Annotated in this window: 18 protein-coding genes and 1 pseudogene; 14 read left to right on the forward strand and 5 right to left on the reverse strand. The window is 67.0% G+C overall.

The window, feature by feature from the left end; translation table 11 throughout:
* Window positions 1-70 precede the first annotated feature (70 nt).
* Both ACLJRM_RS11425 and ACLJRM_RS11430 read left to right on the forward strand, forming a co-directional pair.
* Window positions 71-3,982: a DNA-directed RNA polymerase subunit beta' gene (locus ACLJRM_RS11425; RefSeq protein ID WP_101612151.1), complete on the forward strand. Its 3,912-nt coding sequence runs from the start codon at window positions 71-73 to the stop codon at window positions 3,980-3,982.
* 250 nt (window positions 3,983-4,232) lie between these two features.
* Complete coding sequence (locus ACLJRM_RS11430; RefSeq protein WP_410662984.1) at window positions 4,233-5,354, forward strand: serine hydrolase domain-containing protein; 1,122 nt, start codon at window positions 4,233-4,235, stop codon at window positions 5,352-5,354.
* A 73-nt stretch (window positions 5,355-5,427) separates the two neighbouring features.
* Here ACLJRM_RS11430 and ACLJRM_RS11435 read toward each other — a convergent pair.
* Window positions 5,428-6,102 (reverse strand): annotated as a pseudogene (locus tag ACLJRM_RS11435) (M15 family metallopeptidase); the annotation flags it as partial.
* Window positions 6,103-6,715: 613 nt separating this feature from the next.
* Here ACLJRM_RS11435 and ACLJRM_RS11440 point away from each other — a divergent pair.
* The 6 genes from ACLJRM_RS11440 to ACLJRM_RS11465 all read left to right on the forward strand — a co-directional run bounded on the left by ACLJRM_RS11440 (window position 6,716) and on the right by ACLJRM_RS11465 (window position 12,075).
* A complete protein-coding gene (locus ACLJRM_RS11440) occupies window positions 6,716-8,515 on the forward strand; it encodes a hypothetical protein (RefSeq protein ID WP_410663177.1) in 1,800 nt (599 codons plus the stop codon).
* Between the two features lie 81 nt (window positions 8,516-8,596).
* The gene (locus ACLJRM_RS11445) at window positions 8,597-10,357 is read left to right on the forward strand and encodes a hypothetical protein (protein WP_410662985.1); all 1,761 of its coding nucleotides are present in this window, start codon (window positions 8,597-8,599) and stop codon (window positions 10,355-10,357) included.
* A gap of 47 nt (window positions 10,358-10,404) precedes the next feature.
* Window positions 10,405-10,638, forward strand: coding sequence for a hypothetical protein (locus ACLJRM_RS11450; RefSeq protein ID WP_101612156.1), 234 nt, complete (start codon window positions 10,405-10,407; stop codon window positions 10,636-10,638).
* A 26-nt stretch (window positions 10,639-10,664) separates the two neighbouring features.
* Entirely contained in the window at window positions 10,665-10,898 is a 234-nt protein-coding gene (locus ACLJRM_RS11455) for a hypothetical protein (protein WP_101612157.1), read from the forward strand.
* Window positions 10,899-10,953: 55 nt separating this feature from the next.
* Window positions 10,954-11,445 (forward strand): MmpS family transport accessory protein, encoded by a 492-nt coding sequence (locus tag ACLJRM_RS11460; RefSeq protein ID WP_101612158.1) that lies wholly within the window; start codon window positions 10,954-10,956, stop codon window positions 11,443-11,445.
* A gap of 129 nt (window positions 11,446-11,574) precedes the next feature.
* On the forward strand, window positions 11,575-12,075 hold the full coding sequence (locus ACLJRM_RS11465; protein ID WP_410662986.1) for a GNAT family N-acetyltransferase: 501 nt from the start codon (window positions 11,575-11,577) through the stop codon (window positions 12,073-12,075).
* Here the strand turns inward: ACLJRM_RS11465 and ACLJRM_RS11470 are convergent.
* From ACLJRM_RS11470 to ACLJRM_RS11485, 4 genes are read right to left on the reverse strand one after another with little or no spacing between them, the layout of a single operon-like run.
* Window positions 12,072-13,523, reverse strand: coding sequence for a hypothetical protein (locus ACLJRM_RS11470; RefSeq protein WP_410662987.1), 1,452 nt, complete (start codon window positions 13,521-13,523; stop codon window positions 12,072-12,074). The genes ACLJRM_RS11465 and ACLJRM_RS11470 overlap by 4 nt on opposite strands.
* Window positions 13,524-13,532: 9 nt before the next feature.
* Window positions 13,533-14,696 (reverse strand): hypothetical protein, encoded by a 1,164-nt coding sequence (locus ACLJRM_RS11475; protein ID WP_101612161.1) that lies wholly within the window; start codon window positions 14,694-14,696, stop codon window positions 13,533-13,535.
* Window positions 14,697-14,709: 13 nt separating this feature from the next.
* Window positions 14,710-15,048: a hypothetical protein gene (locus tag ACLJRM_RS11480; RefSeq protein WP_101612162.1), complete on the reverse strand. Its 339-nt coding sequence runs from the start codon at window positions 15,046-15,048 to the stop codon at window positions 14,710-14,712.
* Complete coding sequence (locus ACLJRM_RS11485; RefSeq protein ID WP_101612163.1) at window positions 15,048-15,632, reverse strand: YbaB/EbfC family nucleoid-associated protein; 585 nt, start codon at window positions 15,630-15,632, stop codon at window positions 15,048-15,050. Before ACLJRM_RS11485 ends, ACLJRM_RS11480 begins: the two co-directional genes overlap by 1 nt.
* Window positions 15,633-15,810: 178 nt before the next feature.
* Between ACLJRM_RS11485 and ACLJRM_RS11490 the strand changes: the two genes are divergently transcribed.
* The 6 genes from ACLJRM_RS11490 (at window position 15,811) to rpsJ (ending at window position 21,340) form a co-directional block, all read left to right on the forward strand.
* Window positions 15,811-15,957: a hypothetical protein gene (locus ACLJRM_RS11490; protein WP_020633314.1), complete on the forward strand. Its 147-nt coding sequence runs from the start codon at window positions 15,811-15,813 to the stop codon at window positions 15,955-15,957.
* Window positions 15,958-16,311: 354 nt separating this feature from the next.
* The gene (gene rpsL, locus ACLJRM_RS11495) at window positions 16,312-16,686 is read left to right on the forward strand and encodes a 30S ribosomal protein S12 (RefSeq protein ID WP_003102113.1); all 375 of its coding nucleotides are present in this window, start codon (window positions 16,312-16,314) and stop codon (window positions 16,684-16,686) included.
* On the forward strand, window positions 16,686-17,156 hold the full coding sequence (rpsG, locus tag ACLJRM_RS11500; protein ID WP_005166770.1) for a 30S ribosomal protein S7: 471 nt from the start codon (window positions 16,686-16,688) through the stop codon (window positions 17,154-17,156). The genes rpsL and rpsG overlap by 1 nt, the downstream gene beginning before the upstream one ends.
* Window positions 17,157-17,219: 63 nt before the next feature.
* Window positions 17,220-19,319: an elongation factor G gene (gene fusA, locus ACLJRM_RS11505; RefSeq protein WP_101612164.1), complete on the forward strand. Its 2,100-nt coding sequence runs from the start codon at window positions 17,220-17,222 to the stop codon at window positions 19,317-19,319.
* A 127-nt stretch (window positions 19,320-19,446) separates the two neighbouring features.
* Window positions 19,447-20,640 (forward strand): elongation factor Tu, encoded by a 1,194-nt coding sequence (tuf, locus tag ACLJRM_RS11510; protein ID WP_101612165.1) that lies wholly within the window; start codon window positions 19,447-19,449, stop codon window positions 20,638-20,640.
* Between the two features lie 394 nt (window positions 20,641-21,034).
* The gene (gene rpsJ, locus ACLJRM_RS11515) at window positions 21,035-21,340 is read left to right on the forward strand and encodes a 30S ribosomal protein S10 (protein ID WP_003102098.1); all 306 of its coding nucleotides are present in this window, start codon (window positions 21,035-21,037) and stop codon (window positions 21,338-21,340) included.
* The last annotated feature ends 2 nt before the right edge of the window (window positions 21,341-21,342 follow it).

Here is a 21,342-nt window from a genome sequence, read left to right on the forward strand (position 1 = left end):
CTGCCTCCCGTGGGTCCCGCCTCGACCGCCAACCCCTCTAGTCGACTCAACCCCAAGGGGATGCAAAGACGTGCTGGACGTCAACTTCTTCGATGAGCTCCGCATCGGTCTCGCCACCGCCGACGACATTCGTCAGTGGTCCTTCGGTGAGGTCAAGAAGCCGGAGACCATCAACTACCGGACGCTCAAGCCCGAGAAGGACGGCCTCTTCTGCGAGAAGATCTTCGGCCCGACCCGGGACTGGGAGTGCTACTGCGGTAAGTACAAGCGGGTCCGCTTCAAGGGCATCATCTGCGAGCGCTGTGGCGTCGAGGTCACCCGCGCCAAGGTGCGCCGTGAGCGGATGGGCCACATCGAGCTGGCCGCTCCCGTCACCCACATCTGGTACTTCAAGGGTGTTCCTTCCCGCCTGGGCTACCTGCTGGACCTGGCGCCGAAGGACCTCGAGAAGATCATCTACTTCGCGGCCTACGTGATCACCGGTGTGAACACCGAGCTGCGGCACAACGACCTGCCGACCCTCGAGAACGAGATCGGCGTCGAGCGCAAGAACCTCGAGACCAAGCGTGACGCGGACATCGAGGCACGGGCGCAGAAGCTGGAAGCCGACCTGGCCGAGCTGGAGGCGGAGGGCGCCAAGTCCGACGTCCGCCGCAAGGTCAAGGAAGGCGGCGAGCGCGAGATGCGTCAGCTGCGTGACCGCGCCGGTCGCGAGCTGGACCGTCTCGAGGAGGTCTGGACGACCTTCACCAAGCTCGACGTCCGTCAGCTGATCGCCGACGAGCTGCTCTACCGCGAGCTCATCGACCGCTACGGCGAGTACTTCACCGGCGGCATGGGCGCGGAGGCCATCCAGAAGCTGGCCGCCGAGTTCGACGTCTCGGCGGAGGCCGACAACCTGCGCGACACCATCCGCAACGGCAAGGGGCAGAAGAAGCTCCGCGCGCTGAAGCGGCTCAAGGTCGTCGCGGCCTTCCAGATGACCGGGAACGACCCGCGCGGCATGGTGCTCGACGCCGTCCCGGTGATCCCGCCGGACCTGCGCCCGATGGTCCAGCTCGACGGTGGCCGCTTCGCCACCTCCGACCTGAACGACCTCTACCGCCGGGTCATCAACCGGAACAACCGGTTGAAGCGGCTGATCGACCTCGGCGCGCCCGAGATCATCGTCAACAACGAGAAGCGGATGCTGCAGGAGGCCGTCGACGCGCTGTTCGACAACGGCCGCCGCGGCCGCCCGGTCACCGGTCCCGGTAACCGCCCGCTGAAGTCGCTGTCCGACCTGCTCAAGGGCAAGCAGGGCCGGTTCCGTCAGAACCTGCTCGGCAAGCGTGTCGACTACTCCGGCCGTTCCGTCATCATCGTCGGCCCGCAGCTGAAGCTCCACCAGTGCGGTCTGCCGAAGGACATGGCGCTCGAGCTGTTCAAGCCGTTCGTCATGAAGCGGCTGGTCGACCTGAACCACGCGCAGAACATCAAGTCCGCCAAGCGGATGGTGGAGCGTTCGCGCCCGCAGGTGTGGGACGTGCTCGAAGAGGTCATCACCGGTCACCCGGTGATGCTGAACCGTGCGCCGACCCTGCACCGCCTCGGCATCCAGGCCTTCGAGCCGCAGTTGGTCGAAGGCAAGGCCATCCAGCTGCACCCGCTGGTCTGTGAAGCGTTCAACGCGGACTTCGACGGTGACCAGATGGCCGTGCACCTCCCGCTTTCCGCGGAGGCGCAGGCCGAGGCCCGCATCCTGATGCTGTCGGCGAACAACATCCTTTCGCCGGCGTCGGGCCGCCCGCTCGCCATGCCGCGTCTGGACATGGTGACCGGTCTGTTCCACCTGACCCGTCTCACCGAGAAGGCCGAGGGTGCCGGCAACGCGTACTCCTCGCCCGCCGAAGCGATCATGGCGTACGACCTCAAGGCGCTGAGCCTGCACGCCCCGGTCAAGATCCGCATCATCGACCGTCAGCCCGCCAAGGCCGACGAAGCGGCGCTCGCGGAGAAGGGCTGGGAGCCGGGCAAGGCTTGGCTGGCCGAGACCACCCTTGGTCGCGTGCTGTTCAACGAGCTGCTGCCGGCGGACTACCCGTTCATCAACGAGCCGATGCCGAAGAAGCGTCAGGCCCTGATCGTGAACGACCTCGCCGAGCGGTACTCGATGACGCAGGTCGCGCAGACCCTGGACCGCCTGAAGGACGCCGGTTTCTACTGGGCGACCCGTTCGGGCGTCACGGTCGCGATCTCCGACGTGCTGGTCCCGACGGGCAAGAAAGCCATTCTGGACGAGTACGAAGGCAAGGCCGACCAGGTCGAGAAGCGGTACCAGCGTGGTCAGCTGTCGCACACCGAGCGCAACAACGAGCTCGTCAAGGTGTGGACGCAGGCCACCGAAGAGGTCCACAAGATCATGGAGACGGCGCTGCCGGACGACAACCCGATCGCGATGATCGTGAAGTCGGGCGCGGCGGGCAACATGACGCAGGTCCGGTCGCTGGCCGGTATGCGTGGTCTGGTGTCGAACCCGAAGGGTGAGTACATCCCGCGTCCGATCAAGGCCAACTTCCGTGAAGGCCTGTCGGTGGCGGAGTACTTCATCGCGACGCACGGTGCCCGTAAGGGTCTGGCGGACACGGCGCTCCGTACCGCCGACTCGGGTTACCTGACCCGTCGTCTGGTGGACGTGTCGCAGGACGTCATCGTCCGCGAGGTCGACTGTGGCACCACCCGCGGCATCAACATGCCGATCGGCGAGGACATCGGCGACGGCAAGGTCCTGCGTGACCAGCACGTCGAGACCAGCGTGTACGCGCGGAACCTGGCGACCGACGCGGTCGACGCCAAGGGCAACGTCGTGCTCAACGCCGGTGACGACATCGGCGACCCGGCCCTGGACAAGCTCATCTCGAGCGGGATCTCCAAGGTCAAGGTGCGTTCGGTGCTGACCTGCGAGTCGGCCGTCGGTATCTGCGCCACCTGCTACGGCCGGTCCATGGCGACCGGTCAGCTCGTCGACGTCGGCGAGGCCGTGGGTATCGTCGCGGCCCAGTCGATCGGTGAGCCGGGTACGCAGCTGACGATGCGTACGTTCCACCAGGGTGGTGTCGCCGGTGACGACATCACGACCGGTCTGCCCCGTGTCCAGGAGCTGTTCGAGGCCCGGGTCCCGAAGGGCAAGGCGCCGATCGCCGACGTCGATGGCCGTGTGCGCATCGAGGAGAGCGAGCGGTTCTGGAAGATCACGCTGATCCCGGACGACGGCAGCGAAGAGATCGTCTTCGACAAGCTGTCCAAGCGTCAGCGGCTCGCGAACACCCCGAACGGCCCGCTGGGCGACGGTGACCGCGTCAACGTCGGTCAGCAGCTGCTCGAAGGCACGCCGGACCCGCACGAGGTCCTGCGGGTCATGGGGCCGCGCGAGGCGCAGATGCACCTGGTGGACGAGGTCCAGAAGGTGTACCGGGCGCAGGGTGTGTCGATCCACGACAAGCACATCGAGGTCATCGTGCGGCAGATGCTGCGCCGCGTGACGATCATCGACTCCGGTGCCACGGACTTCCTGCCGGGCGAACTGCCCGAGCGGACCAAGTTCGAGGCGAAGAACCGTGCGTCGGTCGCCGAGGGTGGCGAGCCGGCTTCGGGTCGCCCGGTGCTGATGGGGATCACGAAGGCCTCGCTGACCACGGACTCGTGGCTGTCGGCGGCCTCGTTCCAGGAGACCACGCGTGTTCTGACCGACGCGGCCATCAACGGCCGTTCGGACAGGCTCGTGGGCCTCAAGGAGAACGTGATCATCGGTAAGCTGATCCCGGCCGGTACCGGGATCAACAAGTACCGCAACATCCAGGTGCAGCCGACCGAGGAGGCGCGGGTCGCCGCTTACGCGATCCCGTCCTACGACGACGGCTACTACACCCCGGATGTCTTCGGCTCCACCCCGGGTGCCGCGGTTCCGCTGGACGATTACGACTTCGGCCGCGACTTCCGCTGACCCACTCACGTTCCACCAAAGCGCCCCTGGCCTCCGGCCGGGGGCGCTTTGCTTTCCCCACGCTCCGCTCCTCCCTCCCGCACGACGTGCGTTTAGCCCCCTAATCGCGATCTGGCGGCGGGGGAGCGCGACTTGCGTTTAGCGGGCTAATCGCGATCCGGAGGCAGGGGCGACGATCGGTGCGGTATCCGCCTGGATGCGCGACGGATGGCGGGCGATCCCGGGACTGTCGATCGAAAGGATGGTCGACATGGAACCCCTAGCGACAGACAAGAACACGGGCCTCGACCCCGCGGAGCTGCAGTCCGCTTTGGACGGTGTCCACCGGGCAGGCGTGCCGGGTGTGTTCGCCGAAGTACGCGCGGGCGAGCAGGTCTGGCGCGGCGCCTCCGGAGTCGCAGACCTCGAAACCGGCCGTCCCGTCGAGACCGGTATGCGCCAGCGAGTCGGCAGCATCACCAAGACCTTCGTCTCCGCCGCGGTTCTGCTGGAAGTCGAGAGCGGGCGGATCGGGCTAGACGCGCCGATCGGTGACTACCTGCCGCGGCTGGTCCCCGGTGAGCGCGGCCGCCGGATCACGGTCCGCATGCTGCTCAACCACACCAGCGGCCTCGCCGAGTACCTGCCGTACGCGTTCCCGTCGCTCAAGGAACTCGCTCCCGGGAGCCTCGACGACAACCGGTTCCGGCAGTTCCGCCCGGCCGAGCTGATCGAGATGGGCGTCGGCGCACCCGCCACCGGCGAGCCGGGAAACACTCCCGGGGTGTACTCCAACACGAACTACCTGCTCCTGGGTGAGCTCCTGGAGCACGTGACCGGCACCCCGGTCGAGAAGCACATCGCTCGCTCCGTCATCGAGCCGGCTGGGCTCGCGCATACCGGGTTTCCCGTCGGTCCGAGGATCGAGGAGCCACATTCGCGGATATACGAGGCGCTGTTCGGGGCGATCGATCCGCCGCGCGACTACAGCGTCTACGAGATGTCCTGGGTGATGACCGGCGCGGGCCTGATTTCGACCGTCGAGGATCTCAACCGCTTCTACGGCAAGCTGCTCGGCGGCGAGATCGTCAGCCCGTCATCGCTGGCGCAGATGCAGCGCACGGTCCCGGTCATCGCGCAGGACGGGCGGCTGCTCGACTACGGCCTCGGCCTGTACAAGACCGAGAACCCCGGTCACGGCACCTTCTGGGGCCACGACGGCACGGTCTGGGGAGCCTTGACGATGGCCTGGACCCGCCCCGACGGCGGACGGCAGTTCTCCGCCGCAATGAACCTGGTGAGGTGGGCCAAGCCGGACGCCGAGGGAACGCCGCACCCCATCGACGACGCCCTGGCCGCCCTCAAGCTGCAAGCCCTCTGCGGCCCCGCCTGACCCACCGCCGACGTGCGTTTAGCCCCCTAATCGCGATCCGGCTGGCGAGGAGGCGCGACTTGCGTTTCGCGGGCTAAACGCGATCCGGAGTGGGAGAAGTACAGGTCAGGGAGTGCCGGGAGACGGGGAAGTCGAAGTAGGTGTCCGGGAAGGGTTCCCCGTTGAACGTGTAGTGCCACCACTCCTCGGCGAGGTTCCGGAACCCGGCTGCCGCGAGCGTGCCCTTGAGCAGTTGCCGGTTCATCCGGGCCTCGCCGATGACCCGCGGATCGTCGGTGTGCGAGAGCGTGTCGAAGCAGTCGTACCCGGTCCCCATGTCGACCATGTTGTCCGGGAACCGGTTCGGCGCGAAGCAGGGCTTCAGCGCCTCGCCCGGCCGAAAGGGGCGCTGCGGCAGCCTCACGATCGTCAGGTCCACCGTGCTCCCGCGGCTGTGCCCGGACTTCTCCGCGATGTACCCGTCGGCGAACAAACGGTCCTTCGCCACGTTCGGATAGAACTCCGCCTTCATTTTCTCGTCGGACAGGTCCTCGGCCCACCGGACGAAATGGTCGACGGCGCGCTGCGGCCGGTAGCAGTCGTACATCTTGAGCATGTAGCCCCGCCGCAGCAGCCGCCGTTGCGCCGTGCGCGGCCCCTCCGCGGCCTGCCGGAACGGTCGTACGTACCCGTCGATCTTCCGGCCGACGAAGTTGTGCTGCCCGCGGTACCGGATCTCGTGCAGGATCGTCGGCGCGACATCGGCGAGCCTCCAAGGGCCTCGTGGACCTGCGGATCCACCAGAGTTCCCCGGATCGCATAACGAACTCGTAACGGCCCAGTGTTCGCTGGACGCAGGTTACTGGGCCGTTGTGACCTGTAGTAGTGCCGCCAGGTGGCCTAATTCCCAGTGCTCGGAATATCGCCACCCGTTCGGCCTAATGGCGTATCCGCATCGTGGGAAATTCACTCGACCGTGGCATGTCCCATTCTTTGATCACGAGATTGACACTCGGGCGGCTTCACACGAGTATTTCGCCCATGCAATCCCCAGTCGCCTTGGTGTGGCGCCGGCACGTTGACTTGCGGCAGCAAGCAAGCGCGCTGTGTATGGATTCCTGATCTATTCCGGCTCGTCGCGTCGTCAATGAATTCGCGTATCCGAAACGGATGCGCCTGTTCTTCGTGCGCTGACGCTTTCCGCTGTGCCGCAACGGTTCCCTGCTCGAACCGGCGGTTGATTGCTTTCCCCTGATCCGTGTCGGTGACGCCTGCGCGAAAGAGGGGAGAGGTGTGCCAATTGTCTGGCGCTTCGGTAGCGAAAACAGGGAGAAAGAATGCTATCCAACTCGCCCAAGTGGCGAAAAGTGGTGATTGGCGCCATGGCGGCGGCGCTCGCCGTGGGCACGGTGACCTATACCGGTTCCGCGACGAGTGCGTACGCCGACGTCCAGGTCGTCAAGGACGCGAAGAAGGCGGCCGACGGCAAGGAGTACTGGGTCCAGAACCACCTGGTGTCCAAGGATGTCGCGGCGTCCCGGAGTGCCGACGGCCAGCGCAAGAAGTGGCTGCTGGTCTGGGCCGGTGACGAGAACATCGCCGACACCCTGGTCAAGGACATCAAGAACCTGCCGGGTTCACTCGGCGGCGGCCTGAACAAGATCAAGAACGCGCTGCCCGGCCCGGACTTCCTCGCCGTGATCGACGCGACGCAGGGCTCGCCGACCTACGGCAAGGTCGTCAACACCGCCACCGTCGGGCCGCTCGTCGAGAACGAGCCACACCACATGCAATACGTGTGGCACAAGGGCGACACGATCTACGCCGGCGCGCTGTTCGCCGCCGCGACGTACGCCTTCGACGTCTCCGCGTTGCCGAAACTGAAGCTCAAGGGCGTCAGCCTCCCGACCCAGACCCTCGGTGGTTCCGTGCCGGACGCGTACTGGGTGCTCAAGGACGGCACCGCGTACGGCACGTACATGGGCGGCCCGGTCGTGCCGGGCCCGCACACCTACGCCAACGGTTCCACCGTGGTGGGCAACGGTTTCGCCGGCAGCCCCGGCGAGGTCGTCCGCTTCGACCAGAACGCACAGGTGCTCTCCGAGTCCCCGGCGGCCACGCCGCAGGGCGACAACAAGAAGCTGTGCGACAACCTCCCGCAGCTGGACAAGCCGACCTGCGCCAACCCGCACGGCATCCAGGCGCGCGAGGACCTCAACACCCTGGTCACCAGTGACTACGCCGAGCCGCGCAACATCATTCTCGACCCGGTGAAGCAGCCGTCGCCGTACCTGCGGCGGCCGACCGTCCGCACGTGGGACATCTCCGATCGCAACAAGCCGAAGCTCAAGGCGGTTTCGTACCTGCCGGACGGCCCGCGCGCCGATCCCGCGGACCCGCTGCACGCCGAAAGCCGCGCGGTCATGGAGACCACGGTGACCAACCTGCCCGGTCACAAGGGCGCGTTCGCCCAGACCATGCAGGGCGGCGCGGTGTTCTACACGCCGGACATCACCGCCAAGGAGCCGCACTGGATCCAGGTGTTCGACGACGGCGCCGCGAACAAGGCGATCCACCCGAACAACGACTCCAACGGTGGCGGGTCGAACGGCGGCTGGATCCAGACCAGCCCCGACGACAAGTACCTCTACCGCGCGATCACCGGACGGTCGAAGGGCGCGCTCGGCCCGGACGACCCCGGCACCACCGGTGGCGTGTACATCCTCGACATCCAGAAGTTGCTCGCCGCGGGCGACAAGGTCGAGAACATCAACGGCCGGATCGACACGAAGGAAAAGTCCCAGCAGGGCGGTGGCGGCGACCTGCCGACCGTCGTCGGCGCGGCCGCGATCAACCCGGGTACCTCGGGTGGCGGACCGCACTGGGGCGCGTACGACAACTTCGTGCTCGGTGACGACGGCTACTACCACGAGACCGACAAGCCGCAGCACCTCGCGGTGTCGAACTACTTCGTCGCACGGTCCGGTTTGGACGGTGACCACAAGGTCAACCTGCTGAACCTCGCCCAGGACGGGAAGCTCGCGGTCGACCAGAACTTCCGGGACGAGTTCACCGGACAGGTCGGGATCAACTTCAACCGGAAGACCTGGCCACACGGGTCCTTCGGCAACGCCAAGCCGCACTCGGAACTCTTCGTCGTGGCTGACGCGGATCTCAAGTAACCCTGCTCGGCGCGGAAGGTCGTGGGTGGTGGGCACACTCCGCCACCCACGACCCCGCCGACATGTTCGGAGAAGGTCCCCATGGATCACCACGTCATACCGGCGAGTTCGGGTTCCGCCGGAGTCGACATCGCCCTCGTCCTGCTTCGGCTCGGCCTCCTGCTGGCGACCGCTTTCCTCGCCGGTACCGGGATTCTGCGCCCGCTCGTGGGCGAACTGCCGAAGCGCCTGAACCTCACCATCGCCGTGCTCGGCGGGGTTTCCGCGGTCCTCGCGGCGGTTTCCGCCTTCGCGACCGATGTCAACGTCATCGCGCTGATCATGCATCTCGTGCTCGCGCTGGCCATCCCGGTCCTCGTCCGGTGGCCGTCCGCCGGACGCTGGGCCTCCCTCGCGCTCGCCGCGCTGGTGGTGCTCGAAACCTCGCTGGGGCGGACGGGCGTCGAATTCGCCATCGACACCGTTTACGTCGCCGCGGCGGCCTTGTGGTTCGGCGTCACCGTTCTCTCCGGGTGGGTGCCCGCCGACCAGTGGCGACAGACGAACTTCCGGCTCGGCCCGCTTTCCCTGACACTGGGCGGACTTCTCGTCGTCGCGGGTGCGGTCCAGCTGTTCTCCTCGGGACTCGGCTTGGACCGCCGGATCTACGAAACGCTCTTCGGCGTCGCGTTGCTGGTGATCGCCGTACTGCCGGTCGTCGCCACCGTTGTCGCCGGATTCTTCCTCTCCGGTAAGGAATCCACGCGTGCTTACCGCTTCGGCGCGGCCGCCGTGGCCATCGGTTTCGTCGCGTGGAGCGCCCTCGCGGCCATCCCGAAACCGGCCGCCCTGCCGATTCCCGGCGTCGCTCTGCTCGCCGAGGCGTCCGTCGGCGAGCGTCAGTTCCCGGTGCTGGTGAGCCCGCAGCGGCCGGGCAAGAACCTCGTCCATTTCCCCGCGAGCGCGGGTGACGAGCTGTCCGCCGGAATCGAAGGCGGCCTGATCGGCAAGGCCATCGTGCGTCCCGGGGCCGAGGGGACCTGGGCCGAAGTCGACCTGCCGAAGGGCCGCAGTGAGCTGATCATCAGTCGCGGCGGGGCGAAGACGACGATCGAGGTCGACGCGGGCGAAGAAGAAGGACCCACCATCTTGGAGGCGGACGCGCCCGAGTGCGCTTCGGCCGCGCTGGGCGGCCTGATCGCCGACCGCCGCGAAGTCCTCACCTCGTGTCCCGCGGACGCGCTTTCGGGCGAGGACAGCGGTTCGCTCGTCAAACTCGTCGAGTTCCTCGCCGCGCGCAAGCCATCCGCGCTCACCCTCGTCGAGGACACTTCGCCGCGCAGTGTGGCGGCCGCGAGGCTGGTCCGTGAGACCGCCGCGCGCTCCGGGCTCCCGGTGCAGGCCGAGGCGGGCCCGAACACCGCGCTGGTCGTGGTGTCCGGCTGGGCGGGCGGCTACACGGCGATGACACGCGCGGCCGAGTCCCAGCGGCTCAAGCCGACCCACCAGTACGGCCTGTACCTGGCGCCCTGGCTGCTCAACGGGCCGATAGTCAACTCCGTCGCGAGTTCCTCGCTCCCGCTGAGGTTCGACCCGCGCGAGCAGGTCGCCGTGAGCTTCGCCGTCGCCGCGGGCAACGCCTTCGGTGGCGAAAGCCCGACGCTCGGCGGATTCCGGAACTGGCTGGGCGACCAGTGGAAGTCGCTGAACGGCGACGTCCAGATCTTCGCGGCGGCACAGGTCAACGCCATGCCGATGTACCCGGGCGAGCCGCACGCCGTCGGGATGATCGCCGACCGGAACTACGCGGGGCAATGGATCCCCGACGGCACGATCGTGCCGATCAGCTCGGTACTGCGATGAAGGATTCCGCTCGATTCCAGCAGCGGTAAGGAAAAAAGGGAGAAGAGATGAAGCGAATCGCGGCCCGTGTGCTGCTGCCGCTCGCCGTCGCGGGCGCGCTGTCCGGACTCGCCGGCGGGGTCGCCTCGGCCGACCCGCTGCCGGGTCTGCCGACCGGTGGCGGCAACCCCGCCGTGTGGCTGATCCCCGGCCTCGACCTCGGCGGCTTGCTCGGCGCAGGCGTCCCCGTGCCCACCGATCTGCTCGCCCCGATCTACGGGATCATCACGCCGATTTCGTAAAACCGTTACCAGCAAAGGAGAATCTCATGAAGAAGACCCTCGTCCGCGCGGTCACCGGCGCGGCGCTCGCCGGCCTTGTCGTGCTCGGCTCGGCCGCTCCCGCACTCGCCGTGCAGGCTGCCCCGAGCGATGTCGTTGTCGTCGACGAACCCGACACGAGCGACCTCAACAACATCTGGACGTTCGCGCCGCTCGGCGTCCCGGTGCTGGGCCTCATCCAGTCCCTCAACGGCGTCCCCGGCCGGCTGCTGCCGTCCTGACTTCCGTGGCGGCGCGGCTCTCGGGCCGCGCCGCCGCTTTCGGTGAGGAGAACCGATGGCCGACAGACAACTGATCGGGCGCGTCGCCATCGCGGGCATCGTGGTGGCCGCGCTCGCGACCTGTGTGGTGCTGCTCAACGGCGGTGAGGAACCGCAGGCCGAGGGCGTGGCCGTCGTCGGGGAGCCGACCGGCGCCGCGCCGTCGCGGGAGCCGGACCGCACGATCACCCGGACGCTGAGCCAGGCGCAGCCGCAGCCGGTGTCGAACGACTGGCAGATCGCCTATGAGCTCGTCGGGACGGGGACCGCGACCGTGGTCTACGACTCGAACGGGCTGGGGCTGGTGCATCAGGAGTTGCAGGTGACGCTGCCGTGGCGCAAGGAGCTCACGTGGAAGAACACCGGCACGCCGCCGACCGTCCAGCTGATGGGGCAGGGCGAAGGCACCGTCGAATGCCGGGTGGCCGTGGGCGGCGCCGTCGTCACGTCGGAGAAGTCCACCCCCGGTGAGGTCGCCACCTGCGCCGGCCGCCTGGCCCCCTCCTGACCAGCGCCGCGCGGCGACTTTAGCGGGCAAAGTGCGATTTGGGTCCCGGCCTCGCGCGGCGACTTTAGCCCCCTAATCGCGATCCGGTGGGCGGGGAAAATCGGTGGCCGGGTTGGGCAGAATGGGGGCATGAGCTGGACCTTCGAAGTCACCCCCGTCGATCACCCGGACGCCGCCCAGCTGCTGCGCGAGTACCTGGACGAGATCGCGTCCCGCTACTACGAGCGCCAGGTCGACGAGGAAGAGCTCGACGACCTGCTCGAGAAGAACCACAGCAGGTACCTGGTTCCGCCGGAGGGCGCCTTCCTCCTCGCGTGGCGCGATGGGGTCCTGGCAGGTTGCGCCGGGCTCAGGGTCATGACGCCCGAGATCACCGAACTCAAGCGAGTCTTCCTCCGGCGGTCCGAGCGCGGCAAGGGTGGCGCGGCGCTGCTCGTGGACGCCGCCGAGGACGTCGCCCGCGGCCTGGGGGCCACGACCATCCGCCTGGACACCCGCAGCGACCTCGTCGAGGCGAGGGCCCTGTACGCGCGCCTCGGCTACGACGAGGTCGAGCCCTTCAACGACGACCCCTACGCCCACTACTACTTCGCGAAGCCCCTGGCCCAGGCTTTGTCGGATCGCGTTTAGCCCGCTAAACGCGACGCGGACCGACGCGGGCGCGGGGCGTAGGTCGCCTTCGCGAGGAGGGAGCCGGCGAGGACTGGGGCCAGGCCGATCAGCAGCAGGAAGACGCCCGTGTCCTTGCCTTCGATCAGCGGATGCCACCACAGCGGCGTCACGGCGATGTCGACGACGTCGCCCCTGTCCGGGAACGTCCCGAACGACATCCACCACAGGTCCTTGACCTCGTGCGTCTCGCCGTCGAGTTCGTAGGTGCCGTCCACCAGGTTGCTGTTGCCACAGCTCGTGCAGCTCGACGTGCCCGCCTCCGCCCGCAGCGTCGCGGTCACGGTGAGCCGCGCCTCGGGAGCGAGCCCGGCCAACGCGGTCAGCGAGTTCACCGCGAGCGCCAGCCCCGGCAGCACCAGAGCGAGCGCGACGACCGAACGCGCCACCAGCGACAGTGAGGACAGCGGCTGACGGCCGGCCGCTTCCCGTCGCCGGTTGAGCGGACCGCGGAGCCCGGCGAGCGGACCCCGTCGTCCGCCGAGCCATCCGGCGTCGCTCGTGTCGGAAGCCGCTGCGACAGCGCGGAAATCCGCATCCTGCCACTCCACTGTGGACGCCAGGACAGCGAGACGGCGGGAGTCGGCGAGCATCATTTCTTCGGTCAGCGTCCCGGCTTCGGAGACCCAGAGCGAGCCGCCGTGGAAAGCCACTTCGCGGACCCGGAACCACGGATCGCCGCCCAGCAGTTCACGGACAGCCGAGGTGAGCAGGGTGCGCGCGAACTCCGGATCGGACGTCGTCACGGTGAACCGGCGGTCGAACTCCGTACCGGTCTCGAACCGTTGCAGCAGCGCATCCGGCTTCGGCGCCCCGACGGTGTTGCGCGTGATGCGGGCGTCCTCCAGCGGCGTGAACCGCTCCGGCTCGAAAGCACCGATGACGGGAGTGATGACGACCGACGGCACGACGGGCGTCCGCAGCTGGATCAGGGCGTACGTCCCGTCCATCAGGTCAGCTGTCCTGGCCAACTCCGGAAAGCCTTCCGACCCGCCGAGCCGGTACTCGACGCCCAGCAGCCGATGCCCGTTGTGCCCGAACTCGACCGCCGTCACCACGGACTCGGGGGACGCGTGGGTGACGGCGATGCCGCGCTGGGGGAGGACGCCGAAACTCGGCTCGCCGGACCCGTCGAGCCTGCGGATCCACGTCTTCTGCCGGTAGCCCCGCCACGCCGCCAGAGCCGCGATGACGAGCGGGAACGCGAACCACAGCCAGCCGGGCACCGCGCTGCCGGACCCGGCCGAGAGCCAGTACAGCGACGTCTCGGAGACGAGGATCCCGCAGAGCGCGTAGCTGACGGCCGCCGCCGTGGGCCGCCGTCCGTCGAACCGCCCGCCGAGCAACAGCAGCGCCAGAGCCAGGGCGTACCCACCGGCGACGAGCCACGGCCCGGCCTGATCGTCCATCGGGCGACCCTACTGGTCCATGTCGAGGTTCTCGCGGGTCTCCTCTTCGCTGTGATGCCCGCCGGTGCGGCCGTACTCCTGCCCGGCGATGGTGGTCCTCGAGTTGTCGATGGTCTTGTTCACGAAGTCGAAGCCGGCCTTGCCCGCGTACGCCGACCCCTTCGAGATGTCGGCCGGATTGACCCCGACCACCTGTTTGATCGCCTGGTTCGGCACGCCCTTGAGGACGTCCGCCGCGGCATCGCCGAACGTGCCCAGCTGCGTCTTGGAGCCCTTGGCGATCGCGCCGACGATCGACTTCTCCTGACCGGGCGTCATCCCGATCTTGCCGGCCTTCGTCAGCTTCGAACCCTGTTTGACCAGGTCATCGGTCCACTTGAGCATGAATCCCATGAACTTGTCGAGCAGCTTGCCGAGCTTCCCGAGGTGCTTGGTGATCTTGCCCATCGCGCTCGCGGCCTTGGCGATCGTCGCGGTCATCGCGGCGGCCACCGAGGAGCCGAGGCTGACGATGGACGCGGCCAGCGCGGGCAGCCAGATGTAGATCGCCCAGGTGACCAGTTCGGAGATGATCGATTTGACGACCTCTTCGATGACGGTCATCACCATCGACCACATCTGCAGCGTCTCGGCCACCGTCCCGGCGCTGTTGCCGATGCCCTTGATGCCGACGGCGAAGTCGCCGAGCGCGTTGCGAGCGGCGTCACCCGCGTCGCCCACCCAGTCCTTCAGCGACTCGTCGCCGGTCTTGACGAAGTCGTCGGCCAGCGTGACGAAACCCTTGGCGATGTTGCCGAAGTTGCCCGCCGCGGTCTTGAGCGCCGGACCGTCCCCCGTGACGAAGTGCAGCGCGTCCTGCAGCGGCTGGATCAGCTCGATCAGGATGTTCAGGCCGTTGCTGACCAGCCAGCCCACCGGGTCGAGCACGAAACTCGCGAGGTCCGCGCCCGCGCCCGCGATGAACCCGGCGCCGTCCTGCACCAGCTGCCCGCCCGCGGCCGCGAGGTCGCCTGGGCCCTGCGCGGTGCTGAACTTCTCGTAGGCGTTGGCCACGGTGGTGACGCCCTTGCCCGCGACCGGCACCTTCTTCGCCGCGTCGAGCGCGTTCTTGCCGAAACTGTCGTCACCCGTGATCTTGACGCCGCCGGCGATGCTCGCCTTCTCGTCGGTCATGCCGTCCCCCAGCTCACTTCGGTCCGTCGATCCTGGCTTCGTACTTCCCCAGGGTGATCGTCGCGTCGTTTTCGAAGCCGTTGTAGATCGACGCGGCCTGGTTGAGCTTCCCGGAGAAGGCATCGACCCCGGTCTTCATCAGTTCGAGCAGTTCACGCAGGTCGGAGAGCTTGCCCGTGTAGGTCTGCTTCACCGCGAGCCCGATCAGGCCCCACGACTTGTCCGTGACGTCGGCCTGGTCGACGAGGCCGCCGAACTTGCCCGCCTCGTCCTTGTAGTAACCGAGGTTGTTCGCGTAGTCGGTCAAGGCCTGCGTCTTGACCGCGTGCCCGCCGGCGCCTGGTCCGGTCATCAGTGGTCCTCCTCGTCGAACAGGTTCTTGAGGAACTGGTCACCCGCCGAGTTCCCGCCCGCCGGCGGCTGGCCGGGAGTCGCTTCGTCCGACCGCCGGAGCACCGTCTCCTCGCTGAAGTCGTCCTCGTTCCGAGGTCGGCGGGCGGGGCGGGCGGCCTCCGGTGGTGGCTCCTCCGACATCTGAGACCGCAGATCGGCGGTTGTGGTTCCCAACGCTTCCGCTTGGGCTTCGAGTACCTGCTCTTCGACGTTCAGGTGGAAGGTCCCGCCGAACTGCTCGTCGACGATCCCCGCCTGTTTCCGCGCCGCGTCGGCCACCGCGGTGTGCAAAGTGGACAGAATGGCGGCGGCGAGCTGTTGTGGTTGCTGCCTAAGGGCTTCCGGGCTCAGGCGAATGTCCTTGACCGACCCGCCCGGCCCCGCGACGACGGTGACCGAACGGTCCGGCGACGCCGCCACCGACTCCAGTTCCGCCAGTTCCGCCTGCATTTCGCCGACCTTCGCGAACTGCGTTTCGGCCTTCTTGATCTTGGACTGGAACTTCTCGAATTCCGCGACCAGCTGTTCGAACTCGGCCGACATGGACCCTCCCGTGCTTGCGCTGCGTCAACCGGTCATCACTGTGACCGGTGTCATCGTGACCCATTCGCCGCTTGGACGCGATGGTGTGCTTTCCGGATCCATCCGGCTCACCCGTCAGGGGAATAGGTAGCGTGGTTCGCCGAGTAAGGCGGTATCAGCACAGTGAGGGGAGGGCGTCGTGGACGCCGAGCAGCAGGAAAGCACCGAGGAACCCCGGCGGGGGAGTCACGCGGCGCCGGAGGGGGCTCCCGTGCATCCGTTGATCGACCTCAATCGGGATCCGCATCCGGGCCGGGCGGATCACGCCAAGCCCGACGAGGAATGAGCGGACCACGTCGGGGCCGACGAGGAATGAAACGGCCCGAAACGCCGTTCCATCAGGGTGGCCGCGGCGTGACGCCCGGCACGATATAGTTATCGACCCCCCGATTTGGTCGCCCTGTCAGTGGGCGGGTATCTTTGGAGACCGTGCCCGGCAGGCGTCGGGCCGTCCCGTGTGCCGTGCGGCATGAACGGGATGCTCAGGCATCCGGTTCCAAGGCTTCGCCAACACGGGATCCGACGGAAAATCCCTACGGGAAGTTACCGGTCGAAAGACCGTGACGCGGGCCGACACGCCCGACCGCGGGGGCCGGAGACAGACACGTAGTAGCAAGATCGCGAACAGAAAGCTGGTCCATTGCCCACGATCCAGCAGCTGGTCCGTAAGGGCCGCCAGGACAAGGCTGCCAAGCAGAAGACCGCGGCCCTCAAGGGGAGCCCGCAGCGGCGTGGCGTGTGCACTCGCGTGTACACCACAACCCCCAAGAAGCCGAACTCGGCGCTTCGCAAGGTCGCTCGTGTGAAGTTGACCAGCGGCATCGAGGTCACCGCCTACATTCCCGGTGAGGGCCACAACCTGCAGGAGCACTCGATGGTGCTCGTGCGTGGTGGTCGTGTGAAGGACCTTCCGGGTGTCCGTTACAAGATCATCCGCGGTTCGCTCGACACCCAGGGTGTCAAGAACCGTAAGCAGGCGCGCAGCCGGTACGGCGCGAAGAAGGAGAAGAGCTAATGCCCCGCAAGGGTCCGGCCCCGAAGCGGCCGCTGATCTCTGACCCCGTCTACGCATCCCCGCTGGTCACCCAGCTGGTGAACAAGGTGCTGAAGGACGGCAAGCGGTCCCTGGCCGAGCGCATCGTTTACGGCGCCCTCGAAGGAGCTCGCGAGAAGACCGGCACCGACCCGGTCGTCACGCTGAAGCGCGCCCTCGACAACGTGAAGCCCACCATCGAGGTGAAGAGCCGCCGCGTCGGTGGTGCCACCTACCAGGTGCCGATCGAGGTCAAGCCGGGCCGTTCGACCACCCTCGCCCTGCGTTGGCTGGTCTCCTTCTCCGCGGCCCGCCGCGAGAAGACCATGATCGAGCGCCTGCAGAACGAGCTCCTCGACGCGAGCAACGGCCTCGGCGCCAGCGTGAAGCGGCGCGAGGACACGCACAAGATGGCCGAGTCCAACAAGGCCTTCGCGCACTACCGCTGGTGATGACCGCCCGGCTGCCGATCAAAGCCTTGCCGGGCCCCAATTTTGAGACAGGGGAACACTCTCGTGGCACGTGAAGTGCTGACCGACCTGAACCAGGTCCGCAACATCGGCATCATGGCCCACATCGACGCCGGTAAGACCACCACCACCGAGCGGATCCTGTTCTACACCGGGGTCAACTACAAGATCGGTGAAGTCCACGATGGCGCCGCCACCATGGACTGGATGGAGGAGGAGCAGAAGCGGGGTATCACCATCACCTCGGCTGCCACCACCACCTTCTGGGCCGATCACCAGATCAACATCATCGACACCCCGGGTCACGTCGACTTCACCGTCGAGGTGGAGCGTTCGCTCCGCGTGCTCGATGGTGCCGTCGCCGTGTTCGACGGCAAGGAAGGTGTCGAGCCGCAGTCCGAGCAGGTCTGGCGTCAGGCGGACAAGTACGAGGTTCCTCGTATCTGCTTCGTCAACAAGATGGACAAGCTCGGCGCGGACTTCTACTTCACCGTCCGCACCATCGAGGAGCGCCTCGGCGCCCGCCCGCTGGTCATCCAGCTGCCGATCGGCGCCGAGAACGAGTTCGAAGGCGTCATCGACCTGGTCCGCATGAAGGCGCTGACCTGGCGCGGCGAGGTCCAGAAGGGCGAGGACTACGCCGTCGAGGAGATCCCGGCCGAGCTCGCCGACAAGGCGGCCGAGTACCGGGAGAAGCTGGTCGAGGCCATCGCCGAGACCGAAGACTCCCTGATGGAGAAGTTCCTCGAGGGCGAGGAGCTGACGGAAGCCGAGCTCAAGGCCGGTATCCGCAAGCTCACCGTGAACCGCGAGGCGTACCCGGTGCTCACCGGTTCCGCCTTCAAGAACAAGGGCGTTCAGCCCATGCTCGACGCGGTCATCGACTACCTGCCGTCGCCGCTGGACGTCCCCGCCGTCGAGGGCACGCTGCCCGACGGTGAGACCCCGGTGCTGCGGAAGCCGTCCGTCGACGAACCGTTCGCCGCTCTGGCGTTCAAGATCGCCGCGCACCCGTTCTTCGGCAAGCTGACCTACATCCGGGTGTACTCGGGCAAGGTCTCCTCCGGCGCGCAGCTGATCAACGCCACCAAGGAGCGCAAGGAGCGCATCGGGAAGCTCTTCCAGATGCACTCCAACAAGGAGAACCCGGTCGAGGAGGCCCAGGCGGGCCACATCTACGCGGTCATCGGCCTGAAGGACACCACCACCGGTGACACCCTCGCCGACCCGCAGAACCCGGTCGTCCTCGAGTCGATGACGTTCCCGGCGCCGGTCATCCGCGTCGCGATCGAGCCCAAGACCAAGGCCGACCAGGAGAAGCTGTCCCTGGCGATCCAGAAGCTGGCCGAAGAGGACCCGACGTTCCAGGTCAACCTGGACGAGGACACCGGCCAGACGATCATCGCGGGTATGGGCGAGCTGCACCTCGAGGTGCTGGTGAACCGGATGAAGTCCGACTACAAGGTCGAGGCGAACATCGGTAAGCCGCAGGTCGCCTACCGCGAGACGGTGCGCAAGACGGTCGAGAAGCTCGACTACGTGCACAAGAAGCAGACCGGTGGTTCCGGTCAGTTCGCGAAGGTCATCGTCAAGCTCGAGCCGCTCGAGTCCACCGACGGTGCCCTCTACGAGTTCTCCAACAAGGTCACCGGTGGCCGCGTGCCGCGGGAGTACATCCCGTCGGTCGACGCGGGCGCGCAGGACGCCATGCAGTACGGCGTGCTGGCCGGCTACCCGCTCGTCGGGTTGAAGTTCACCTTGTTGGACGGCGCGTACCACGAGGTCGACTCTTCGGAAATGGCCTTCAAGATCGCCGGCTCCATCGCGATGAAGGAAGCCGCGCGGAAGGCCAACCCGGTCATCCTCGAGCCGTTGATGGCCGTCGAGGTCACCACGCCCGAGGACTACATGGGCGATGTGATCGGCGACCTCAACTCCCGCCGTGGCCAGATCCAGGCCATGGAGGAGCGCGCCGGTACCCGTGTCGTCAAGGCACTGGTCCCGCTGTCGGAGATGTTCGGTTACGTCGGTGACCTGCGGTCGCGTACCCAGGGGCGGGCCAACTACTCCATGGTGTTCGACTCCTACGCCGAGGTTCCCGCGAACGTCGCGAAGGAAATCATCGCGAAGGCGACAGGGGAGTAGTTCCCTCTCGCTCGCGGGCATAAGGAAAACTCCTGAACGTCCGCACCACCCACCGAGAAACGAATCTCCGTCCGACGACAGCCACGTCGGCCGGTGAGTAAGCAAAACAGTCCAGGAGGACATTCCAGTGGCGAAGGCGAAATTCGAGCGGACCAAGCCGCACGTCAACATCGGGACCATCGGTCACGTCGACCACGGTAAGACCACTCTGACCGCGGCGATCACCAAGGTTCTGCACGACAAGTACCCCGAGCTGAACACGGCGTCGGCGTTCGACCAGATCGACAACGCGCCGGAAGAGAAGCAGCGCGGCATCACGATCAACATCTCGCACGTCGAGTACCAGACCGAGAAGCGTCACTACGCCCACGTGGACGCCCCCGGTCACGCGGACTACATCAAGAACATGATCACCGGTGCGGCGCAGATGGACGGCGCGATCCTCGTGGTCGCGGCGACCGACGGCCCGATGCCGCAGACCCGTGAGCACGTGCTGCTCGCGAAGCAGGTCGGCGTGCCCTACATCGTGGTCGCGCTGAACAAGGCCGACATGGTCGACGACGAAGAGATCCTGGAGCTCGTCGAGCTCGAGGTCCGCGAGCTGCTGTCCTCCCAGGACTTCCCGGGTGACGACGCTCCGGTCGTCAAGGTCTCCGGCCTGAAGGCCCTCGAGGGCGACGCCAAGTGGGGCGAGAGTGTTCTCGAGCTCATGGCGGCCGTCGACGAGAACGTGCCGGACCCGGTGCGTGAGCTCGACAAGCCGTTCCTGATGCCGATCGAAGACGTCTTCACGATCACCGGCCGTGGCACGGTCGTGACCGGCCGTATCGAGCGTGGCCGCGTCAACGTGAACGAAGAGGTCGAGATCGTCGGCATCAAGGAAAAGTCGACCAAGACCACCGTCACCGGTGTCGAGATGTTCCGCAAGCTGCTCGACCAGGGTGAGGCCGGCGACAACGTCGGTCTGCTGGTCCGCGGCATCAAGCGCGAGGACGTCGAGCGCGGCCAGGTCGTCGTGAAGCCGGGCACCACCACCCCGCACACGGAGTTCGAGGGCTCGGTCTACATCCTGTCGAAGGACGAGGGTGGTCGTCACACCCCGTTCTTCAACAACTACCGCCCGCAGTTCTACTTCCGCACGACGGACGTGACCGGCGTGGTGACCCTCAAGGAGGGCACCGAGATGGTCATGCCGGGCGACAACACGGACATCAGCGTCGTGCTGATCCAGCCGATCGCCATGGACGAGGGTCTGCGTTTCGCCATCCGTGAGGGTGGACGGACCGTCGGCGCCGGCCAGGTCACCAAGATCACCAAGTGATTTAGACGCCCCGCCCGGGGGCATTACACCCCCGGGTAAGGGGCGTCAAATCACGTGTGCGACACTATTCAGGTTGCTCGTCCTGGGGCGGCCGAATCCGCGGTTCTTTCCGAACACGGGTTCCGGCCGCCCTGGTATGAGTAGCCATGGTCCGTGGAGCTCTTCCTTCGGGTGAGGCCAGCGGGCGCGGTGGTTGAGACGGCACGGCCGGATCACCGCCTCCTCACATGAGGAAGACCAGGAAGACGAAGATCCCACGGGATCCGTCTGTGCGTCGGGCACGACACGCCCGACCGCGTGGACCGGAGACAGGGCCGTTGAACTGGGAAAACCTCAGGCACGACCGAGGTTTGAAGAGACAAAGCGGCACGAGACGACAAGGAACGCAGCCACCATGGCGGGACAGAAGATCCGCATCCGGCTCAAGGCCTACGACCACGAGGCGATCGACACCTCGGCGCGCAAGATCGTCGAGACGGTCACGCGCACCGGCGCCCGTGTTGTCGGGCCGGTGCCGCTGCCCACCGAGAAGAACGTTTACTGCGTCATCCGCTCGCCGCACAAGTACAAGGACTCGCGCGAGCACTTCGAGATGCGCACGCACAAGCGTCTGATCGACATCCTCGACCCGACGCCGAAGACGGTCGACGCGCTCATGCGCATCGACCTGCCGGCGAGCGTCGACGTCAACATCCAGTAGCG

This window comes from Amycolatopsis sp. lyj-84, from assembly GCF_046549075.1.
Lineage (GTDB): Bacteria > Actinomycetota > Actinomycetes > Mycobacteriales > Pseudonocardiaceae > Amycolatopsis.